Annotated in this window: 1 protein-coding gene and 2 pseudogenes; 2 read left to right on the forward strand and 1 reads right to left on the reverse strand. The window is 65.0% G+C overall.

Annotation, left to right across the window (positions count from 1 at the left end; genetic code table 11):
• Positions 1–821: pseudogene (locus EN964_RS33765) on the reverse strand (ATP-dependent DNA helicase RecG); the annotation flags it as partial.
• A gap of 92 nt (positions 822–913) precedes the next feature.
• Here EN964_RS33765 and EN964_RS33770 point away from each other — a divergent pair.
• Both EN964_RS33770 and EN964_RS33775 read left to right on the forward strand, forming a co-directional pair.
• Positions 914–1,201, forward strand: coding sequence for a succinate dehydrogenase assembly factor 2 (locus tag EN964_RS33770; RefSeq protein ID WP_027036782.1), 288 nt, complete (start codon positions 914–916; stop codon positions 1,199–1,201).
• A gap of 71 nt (positions 1,202–1,272) precedes the next feature.
• Positions 1,273–1,688: pseudogene (locus tag EN964_RS33775) on the forward strand (transcription-repair coupling factor); the annotation flags it as partial.

Below are 1,688 nucleotides of genomic sequence, written 5' to 3' on the forward strand. Positions count from 1 at the left end.
GAGTAGGGCAGTGCGGCCCTCAGTTTTTCGACGATGCGGCCGTCGCCGACCAGGGGACGGCCGGACAGGCGGCGGACTTTCGCCCGCACCAGCGCCAGCGAGACCTGGCCCGCCAGCAGCTCGTCATAGGCCAGGCGCCGCCAGGCAGCGCCATCGATGGAGACATCGATCGGGTCGGCCGGATTGTGGATGCGGGCGAGCGCATCGGCAAAGGCCGCAAAGGTGTGCCGGCGCATGAAGGCGCCGTCCTGCCATTCGGGAAATTCAGGCACACGCGCCAGCGCCTGGCCGATCGCCCGGCGCAGCACCTTGCCCGAGAGCCCGGCTGTCAGGGGATAGACCGGTTCGACCAGCGGCAGGTTTTCCGCCTCGCTGGCCAGCGCAATATGGTCGGGGTGGACCATGCTCGGGCGGCCATTGAACCATTCCATGCGGCCCGAGACCACGACATGCTCGCCCTCGGGCATCGCCTTTTCGAGATAGGAAGCGTGAGCATGGAAGAAGGTCAGCGCGATCTCGCCGGTGTCGTCATGGGCGAAGACGCGGTAAGGCACCGACCTGTTGCCGCGCGGCGGCGGCTGGTGGCGGTCGATGCGCACCTCCAGCGTCACGATTTGGCCTTCCGCGGATCCTGCGATGCCCGGGCGGCTGCGCCGGTCGATGACGGTGTGCGGCAGCACGAACAGAAGGTCGCCCGCGCGGGCGGGGCGGTCACCCAGATCGGCCGGGACAACCTTCTCGATCAGCGCGCCGACTTTCGGTCCGACGCCTGCAAGCGACGTGATCGGTACAAACAAGGGATCGAGGATGGTCGGGCGCATGATGTCAGCTTATGTTGCGATGGCGGCAGCGCAAGGCTGACAGCCCCTTCTATCCACGCTATATGCGCCGCAGCAAGCAAGGATGCGGCACGATGACCGGAACGACGAGATCAAGCGAGGGGCTCGACGTCCGCCGCCGCAAGCTTCTGTTTCGCTCCTGGCATCGCGGCATGCGCGAGATGGACCTGATCCTCGGCACTTTCGCCGACGCTGAGATCGGCGCCTTGACGGCCGAGGAAATCGACCAATATGAGAGGCTCCTCGACATTCCCGATACCGAATTCCTGCCCATGGTCACCGGCGAACGCCCGGTGCCGGCCGATATCGATTGTGCCGTCCTGCAAAAGATCCTGGCTTTCCGCCATTCTCTGACATTCTGAACACAAGCAATTCCAGGAAAAGTGCAAAGCGCTTCCCCTAGTGAATTGCGATAAAACAAGACCGTGATTTCATGAGCCTCATTCCCACCATCGGTTTGCCGAAAGACCGCGCCGGCCAGTTCATCGTCGACGGCGTCGCTGATGGCTATGAAGCCTTTGCGCTGGTGCAGGCGGCACTCGAGATCGCGCCCGACAAGCCGGTTCTGTTCGTCGCGCGCGACGGTCAGCGCCTGCCGGCGATCGTTGAGGCGCTGTCTTTCGCTGCCCCCGGCCTGCCGGTGCTGCAACTGCCGGCGTGGGATTGTCTGCCCTACGACCGCGTCTCGCCCGGTTCGGATGCTGCCGCCAAGCGCCTCGATGCGCTGACCGCCATGATCGCTCTGGCGAAGAAGCCGCACCGCGCCGTCATCCTCACCACCGCCAATGCGCTGCTGCAGCGCATTGGCGGTGGTGAGGATGACGGCGCGGTGCGGCTTCTTCGCCAGAG

The sequence above is a fragment of the Mesorhizobium sp. M7A.F.Ca.CA.001.10.2.1 genome (assembly GCF_003998575.1).
Taxonomy (GTDB): Bacteria; Pseudomonadota; Alphaproteobacteria; order Rhizobiales; family Rhizobiaceae; genus Mesorhizobium.

Coding starts and splice junctions, on each gene's coding strand:
- EN964_RS33770 (WP_027036782.1), top strand. CDS start 914: ATGACCGGAACGACGAGATCAAGCGAGGGGCTCGACGTCCGCCGCCGC.